At 60.6% G+C, this 7,110-nt stretch carries 5 protein-coding genes and 2 pseudogenes; 3 read left to right on the top strand and 4 right to left on the bottom strand.

The features are described from left to right. Positions 1-866, bottom strand: a pseudogene (locus VIW95_RS01295) (phosphomannomutase/phosphoglucomutase); the annotation flags it as partial. Positions 867-949: 83 nt separating this feature from the next. Between VIW95_RS01295 and VIW95_RS01290 the strand changes: the two are divergent. Together VIW95_RS01290 and VIW95_RS01285 are read left to right on the top strand one after the other, a co-directional pair. Next, entirely contained in the window at positions 950-1,657 is a 708-nt protein-coding gene (locus VIW95_RS01290) for an SDR family oxidoreductase (RefSeq protein WP_331583217.1), read from the top strand. A 191-nt stretch (positions 1,658-1,848) separates the two neighbouring features. Further along, on the top strand, positions 1,849-2,727 hold the full coding sequence (locus VIW95_RS01285; RefSeq protein WP_331583215.1) for a CPBP family intramembrane glutamic endopeptidase: 879 nt from the start codon (positions 1,849-1,851) through the stop codon (positions 2,725-2,727). A gap of 35 nt (positions 2,728-2,762) precedes the next feature. Here the strand turns inward: VIW95_RS01285 and VIW95_RS01280 are convergent. The 3 genes and pseudogenes from VIW95_RS01280 to glgC all read right to left on the bottom strand — a co-directional run bounded on the left by VIW95_RS01280 (position 2,763) and on the right by glgC (position 6,371). Next, positions 2,763-3,670 (bottom strand): annotated as a pseudogene (locus VIW95_RS01280) (protein-L-isoaspartate O-methyltransferase family protein). Positions 3,671-4,040: 370 nt separating this feature from the next. Further along, on the bottom strand, positions 4,041-5,135 hold the full coding sequence (locus VIW95_RS01275) for a lysophospholipid acyltransferase family protein (RefSeq protein WP_331583214.1): 1,095 nt from the start codon (positions 5,133-5,135) through the stop codon (positions 4,041-4,043). After that, complete coding sequence (gene glgC, locus VIW95_RS01270) at positions 5,136-6,371, bottom strand: glucose-1-phosphate adenylyltransferase (protein WP_331583212.1); 1,236 nt, start codon at positions 6,369-6,371, stop codon at positions 5,136-5,138. A gap of 370 nt (positions 6,372-6,741) precedes the next feature. Here glgC and VIW95_RS01265 point away from each other — a divergent pair, with 370 nt between their 5' ends. Then, on the top strand, positions 6,742-7,041 hold the full coding sequence (locus VIW95_RS01265; protein WP_331583210.1) for a hypothetical protein: 300 nt from the start codon (positions 6,742-6,744) through the stop codon (positions 7,039-7,041). Positions 7,042-7,110: the final 69 nt, after the last annotated feature.

The raw sequence follows: 7,110 nt of genomic DNA, 5'->3' as shown, positions 1-7,110 counted from the left end.
GCGATGTCGTCGTACATCCGCTTGGAGCATTTCACCTCGCCGATAATCGTCGCGCCGGGACGCTCGCGCAGAATCGCGCGCGAGAACGCCACCATCAGCTCGTCGCCCCACACGATCTTCCCGTTCTCGTCCACCGCACCGACGCGGTCGGCGTCGCCGTCGTATGCGATCCCGATCGCCGCGCGATTTTTTTTCACCGCCGCGACGAGGTCGCGCATGTTCTCTTCGACCGTCGGGTCGGGATGATGATTCGGGAAGCGCCCGTCCATCTCGGTGTAGAGCTCGATCGTTTCGAGCCCGAGACGCTTCATCAGCGGCGCCGCAATCACGCCGCCGCATCCGTTGCCGCCGTCCACGACCACCTTGAGTCCCGGCTTGAGCTTGAACTGCGACATGATGAAATCGTTGTAGTCGGGAATCACAGGACGCTCAGTGAGCGAGCCGTTGGCGCCGGTCGTGACAAAATCGCGCCGCTCGACTATTTCGCGCAGCCGCTGAATCTCGGCGCCGTGAATCGTCGTCGGCCCCACGCCGAGCTTGAAGCCGTTGTACTCGGCCGCGTTGTGGCTGCCGGTGATCATCGCGCCGCCATCCATCTTCCAGCTCAGCACCGAAAAATAAAGCAGCGGCGTCGGCACCACGCCGACATCAACCACGTCGATACCGGCGCCGAGCAGCCCCTCAGCCAGCCGGTCGCGCAAACGGTCCGACGACAGCCGGCAATCGCGGCCGAGCGTAATCGTCTTTTTACCGGCGCGATGCAACAGGGTGGCGTAGCCGCGCCCGAGATCGACCACAAACGCGTCGTCGAAATCGTTGGCGACGATGCCGCGGATGTCGTACTCGCGGAACACTTGCGAATTCATTATCGTCAGTCTGTGCGAGCGATTGCGTCAGTGCAAGGTTACCAATGACCGCGGCGGCTGCGTCGGGCGGAGAGGAAGCACGCGTGGCGATAGTAACGGGCGCGGGCCGCGGCATCGGACGCGCGGTCGCACTCGAGCTCGCTCGCGCCGGCTACTCGCTATGCCTCGCCGCTCGCTCACGCGACGAACTCGAGGAGACTCGCTCCCAGAGCGGACTGCCGCCGGAACGCGGGTTGATTGTTCTGGTTGACCTGGCCAGCGAAGACGCGCCCGACCTGCTATTCGACGCCGCGCTGGACTGCTACGGGCGTATCGACGTGCTCGTCAACAACGCCGGATGGGCCCCACCGCGAACGCCGCTGCTCAAGACGCGCCTCGTCGACGTGGACCGGATGATCGCGGTGAACTTGCGCGCACCGATCGCGCTCACGCGCCTGGCCGCCGCCGCGATGACCGCGCGAGGGAGTGGCACGATCGTCAACGTCGCGTCGTCGGCGGCGATCAAAGCACCCGCCGGCGAGGTGGTATACGCGGCGACCAAAGCCGCACTGATCGCATTCACGCGCGCGTCGTTCCACGAGATGCGCCAGAGCGGCCTCAAGCTCTCGGTGATCGTTCCGGGACTCGTCGATACTGCGCTGATCCCGAATAACAAGCGCCTCGAACGTGCCGCGATGCTTTCAACGGCGGACGTCGCGCAAGCCGTGATGCAGATCGTAAACTCTCCGACCGGCGCATGCCCGGTCGAGGTGACACTCGAGCCGCAACTCGATCCGGAGCGGCCGCACTGAGCAAAACTCGATTTAACGTGAAACCCGCGGCGGGTGTCACACTTCCTTCGGCAGGGGTAACCCCTGCAGCTAAGTATCAAGATAAGAAAGGATGCGGGACTTCGTCCCTGTTAGAACTTGGTTAAGGGGAAAAGTCATTTCTTGCGTCCGGTCCCCCTTCCCGCTCGGGAAGGGGTTAGGGGTTAGGTTCCATGCCGCGCTCGTTCACGGCGCGATTCGCGCTCGTACTAGTCGCGGGAATCGTCGCCGCGATTATTTTCGCACCGCTCGCAGCAGTCGCGGTGTCGGCTGCGGGATGGCACTACCCGTTTCCGCGAGTCTTCGATCGCACCGTGATGGTGTCGCTGCTGGTCGTGATGCTGTTTGCTGCGCGCAACCTGAACCTGGTTTCGCTGCTGAGCCGCGGCTTCAGTCATCCCGCGGCCCCAAGCATCGTGCGCGCGATTCGCGGTTTCGTCGTTGCGATGATCGCGATCGCGATTTTATTCGGACTCGCGCTGGGAGTTGGTGGCGGCGGACTCGGCAATCACGAAGCGGCCGTGGCGTTGATCCCGAAATTTTTTCTATCGGCGATAGCGATCGGATTCATCGAGGAAGCATTCTTCCGCGCGTTCCTGCTCGGCGGCATGAAAGCCGACTTCGGCAACCGCGTCGCGCTGATCGCGAGCGCCGCAATCTACGCCGTCGCGCATCTGGTGCGCTCTCCGGCGCGCTTCTACGTTACCGGCTACGAGCCCGCGGCAGGATTGATCACACTCGCGCACAGCATCGACCAGTTCACCGATCCGGCGATCGCGATTCCCACGCTGATTGGCCTGTTCCTGCTGGGCGTCGTGCTCGGCGAGGCGTATATCCTCACCGGCAGTGTGTATTTCTCGATCGGCCTGCATTGCGGCTTCGTGCTGGGCGCAAAGCTGTGGCCGAAAATTATTCTGAACCGCGCCGCAATCCCCTGGTGGATAGCAGGCGGTGGCGCAATTCCGCTGATAGGCGGCGCCGTCGCATGGGTGATCGCGATCGTTATTCTCGCGATGCTGCGACCAATCACTGGCGCGCAGCGACCCGCCTGACGGCTAACTTGCCGGAGCTCTCTCTCGGAACGCGATCACGGCTGTAAAGTCCACAGGAATTGCGAGTCCCTGCGTTTGACCAACCATTGATTGTCGCCAGCTTTTAACGGCGCGTCGATCGGAAATACTTTTAGGTCGAGACAAGCCGCAGTCGGCATGCCCACTTCTACCCACTGGCGAACCCGTTGCAGCAGACGTTCCTCGGCTTGCGTATTGCCATATGTGACCAGCCAATCGTCTTTCGCGACGACCAGCGAGTGTTTCTCCGCGTCCCATAGCCCGAAGTAGTGATGTTCTATGTCCTGTTCGTCGAGTTTTGCAGTCTTGAAGGCACGAAACGCGGGCTCGGTGATCCCCAGAAAGGAGCGGATGCCCAAGGTGGTCCACACGAATCCCGCTCTTCCTTTGCCGCCCCACCAGAAACGCCTTTTGCCGATCTCTTTGCCCTGCGGCTCGCTCCACCCGGGTATCGCCTTCTCCAAAACTGCTGGCTCCAGATTTTCAAATTCGTATCTGCCCCGAAGCTGGACGAACCCGCACGGCTGCGAGTGCATCGACTCGAAGTGATCGCCGTTTTTGCGCAGAAGGAACAAGTTATCTCCGCCGCCTTCGTTCTTGATTACCGCGAGCAACAATCCTTCGTCCCGGAGCTGCTCGTAGAAATAACGCGGCACATCGAATGCTCCGGCGGTAAAGATGGCGCGATCGTAGGGAGCTTCATCCGGGTAACCGTCCGCGCCGTCACCGGCGACGACGTGCACGTTCGAGATTCCCATCGACTCGATAGTTGCGCGGCGCTCTGGGCCAGCTCCGGAATGATCTCGAGACTCACGACATGTCCTTGTCCTCCCACCAGATGCCCCATGAGTGCGGCGTTCCATCCGCTGCCGGCTCCCAGTTCAAAGACCTTATCTCCCGGCTTAAGTTGCAGAAGGTCGAGCATTCGAAGCACGAACGCGGGCTGCGAGATGGTGGACGGGACGTGCTGGTGGTCGTCGCCAAACAGAATTATTGGCCGGTTCGCGTAGAGCGTAGCCAGGTGTTCGGCCAAATTATCTGGATTCACTACATGCCATTCCTTGGTGAACCATTCGCGATAGCGTTTGACAAAGCAGTGCCGGGGATTCGCGAGGTACGCCTGCACGGTCGCTTCGCTGATTGGCGTCTCTTGGTAGAGTTTCTGCGTCTGCTCCAGAAGTTGCTTCTGGTATTTCTCGATGTTGTCCATTGTGTTTGTCCTGCGACGCTAGTCCGGACTTTCCATTTTAGAATCGGATCAGCGCCGCAGTTTTTTGCCGGGCGATCCCGAGAGACTAGTCGTACAGGGACGGGGTGCCCCTCACTGGACTGGTCCGGTAGCGCCTATGGGTCCAGAGCCATTGTTCCGGGTGTTTTCGGACCATCTCTTCGATGGCTTTTTGGTAGCGGGCGGTGTTTACCAGCGCGTCGGCGTTGCGGTCGCCGGTTCGTTGCTGGGGGATTTCTTCGAAGATTTCGATTACGTGGCTGACGCCGTCTGGTTGGCGGACGATGAAGACCGGGACAACCGGCGCCCCCGCCATCATCGCGAGGCGATCGAAGCCGCTGGGGGTTGCGGCCAGCTCGCCGAAGAACGGAACCCAGATTGCTTCGGAGCGCTTCGCGTTCTGATCGAGCGGGATGCCAATAATCTCACCGCGCTTGAGCGAGCGCAGCATCTCCCGTGCCGCCGTATGCTTGCGAATTATCTGCACGCCTGCGCGCTCGCGGATGAACGACATCAGGTCGTCGCCCGCGAGGAAGCGTTGCGTGTGATGCACCAGGCCTATCTGGAAGCCGTGCAGCGCGTGACCCGCGGGCAGCATCTCGAAGCCGCCGAAGTGGGCGGTCAGGATAAGCGCGCCCTTACCAGGGTACCTCGGATGGAGTTCGTTCCAGACGTCGAGCCGATTGTAGGTCACGCGGCGCCCGAGCCGGCGGTAGAAAAAGCCGCCGAGGCGAACGTACTCGGCGCCGGTGCGGCCGAGGTTGATATACGACGCGCGCAGGATTCGATTTCGCTCCGCTTCGCTCTTTTCGGGAAAGGCAATCTCAAGATTGCGCATTCCGATTCGTCGATGACGAAGGTCGAAGCGATGGAAAATTAAACCGCACGCGATTCCCAACTTATGGAGAATGAAGTCGGGCAGGAGACTGAGCACGTGCAGCGCGGCCACCAGTATCCAGAAGATGAGCCGGTCCCTGGGACCGAGCTGAATGCGGGTGCTCTTCGGTTTTCCGCGCGAGAGCGGAAAGTCCGGCCTCTGCGGGTCGCCATTGATCGAGTCGGCTGGAGCTGCGCCGCGGCGCAGCACGTCGCCGGTCAAATCCTGTTTCGTTGATTCGCGGCGATCGAGCGTGGGATTTGCCGACGGAGACGCTTGCGTCATTTAGAGTACCGACCGTTCGCGCTTGGGACCCTTGGGAATCACGACCAGGCCCGATTCGGTGACGAAAAATCGCTGCCGGTCGCGCTCGAGGTCGTATCCTATCTCTTCGCCCTCTGGAACATAGACGTTCTTGTCGATAATCGCCCGCCTGATTTTCGCGTGCCGTCCGATGTCCGCGTAGTCCATTATGACCGAATCCTCGACCAGGCTGTACGAATGCACGACTACCGAGCGTCCGAGCACCGAGTTGCGAATCGCGCCGCCCGACACGATACATCCCTCGCCGATCACCGAATGCAGCGCCAGCCCACGCCGTCCGTTTTCGTCGAACACGAACTTCGCCGGAGGCTGATCGTAGTACGCAGTCCGCAGCGGCCAGTACGCATTGTATAGATTCAGATGCGGGCGCGCGTCACGCAGGTCCATGTTGGCCTCGTAGTAGGCGTCGAGCGTCCCGACGTCGCGCCAGTAACTGAGATTGACCTCGGAGTCGCCGCGGATCCGATTGGTCATGAAGTTGTAGGCGTACACCGGCACCCGGTCGATCAGTGCGGGAATCAGGTCGCGGCCGAAGTCGTGATTGCTCTTTTCGTTGATCGAATCCTCGATCAGCGCCTCGCGCAGCACTTCGGGACTGAACAGGTAGTTACCCATCGAGGCCAGCGAGCGTCCCGGCGCGCCGGGCATCTGCGGCGGATTGTCCGGCTTCTCGACGAAACCCGAAACGCGCAGCCCCGAATCAACCTGCACGATGCCGAACTGATTCGCCTCATCGACGTTCACCGGCAGCGTCGCGACGGTGACGGCCGCCTTGCGCTCCATGTGGAACTCGATCATCTGCTGGATGTCCATCCGGTAGATGTGGTCGGCGCCGAAGACCGCGACGAGGTCTGGCTTGGTGTCGTCGATCAGATTGAGATTCTGAAAAATCGCATCCGCCGTGCCCTGGTACCACAGCTCGCCCATCCGCATCTGGGCCGGCACCGGGATCACGAAGTGATCCGGCAGCATCCCTCCGAACTGCCATCCGTCCTTGAGATGCTCGATCAGCGATTGCGAGCGCCATTGCACCAGCACGTAGATCGCGTAGATGCCCGAATTGACGAGGTTGGAGAGGACGAAGTCGATGATGCGGTATTTGCCGCCGAACGGCACCGCGGGCTTGGCGCGGTCACGGGTGAGAGGATGCAGCCGCGTCCCCTGCCCACCGGCCATCACTAACGCCAACGTTCTCATTCGGGAAACCGGACTCGTATCGTCATTTCACAGCCAGCCTGGGGCAAAATCAGCCCGCCAAGTATAAGTGTCTTGCGGTAACATCGGAAGTCATTCTGAGGCTGCAGGTTTTTCCGTTCGCAAAATCTCTCGATAGTGTCAAATGCCGCAGGAATTTCCGGGTAGTCACGAGAGTCTCTCACGAAAGAAAGGTGTGCGCGAGTGAATTTAGCTTGATTTTACTCAATTTTAGCTTCGGTCGCCAATTGTTACGCGAGGCACGCACTTTGCTTGAAACTTCCGTGACGATCTTACGTCTAAGTTGCTAGTCATGGTTATCTTAATTGGAAGCGAGCCTCTCGCGCCCGCGCGCGAGTGAGGAGAAAGGAAAATGCAAACAGCGGTCAGCCGACATGAATCTAAAAACACCGGTAACCCGGGAATCGTTTACCGCACGATTTGCCAGAATCCCGGCTGCGGGTACAAGTTTGACCTCCGGATAACGCCGCAAAACGCCAGTCTGCTCGGCGGCACGATGCCGTGCCCGCACTGCAAGCGTCACGGCGGCCAACTGAAATCCCAGGGACGGATCAGCGAAAAGATGTTCGCGGCCAAGTTGCTGTTCCGCCCGACTGGGATCGGAGCGTCGCGTGGCGATGACGACGAAATGGGAGCGGACTCCCGCTATTAACGTGGCCGCGGATCATTTAATCTAGCTCGGCCGTCACCAGATCCGTAGTTTCATCAGTAGCGCGCGCGG

Origin of the sequence: Binatus sp. (SeqCode) (assembly GCF_036522015.1) — a bacterium.
GTDB lineage: Bacteria > Desulfobacterota > Binatia > Binatales > Binataceae > Binatus.
Note: the sequence above shows the minus strand (reverse complement) of the source record. Positions and strands in the feature narration are given on the sequence as shown.

Coding starts and splice junctions, on each gene's coding strand:
- VIW95_RS01285 (WP_331583215.1), top strand. CDS start 1,849: ATGCCGCGCTCGTTCACGGCGCGATTCGCGCTCGTACTAGTCGCGGGA.
- VIW95_RS01275 (WP_331583214.1), bottom strand. CDS start 5,135: ATGACGCAAGCGTCTCCGTCGGCAAATCCCACGCTCGATCGCCGCGAA.
- glgC (WP_331583212.1), bottom strand. CDS start 6,371: ATGAGAACGTTGGCGTTAGTGATGGCCGGTGGGCAGGGGACGCGGCTG.
- VIW95_RS01265 (WP_331583210.1), top strand. CDS start 6,742: ATGCAAACAGCGGTCAGCCGACATGAATCTAAAAACACCGGTAACCCG.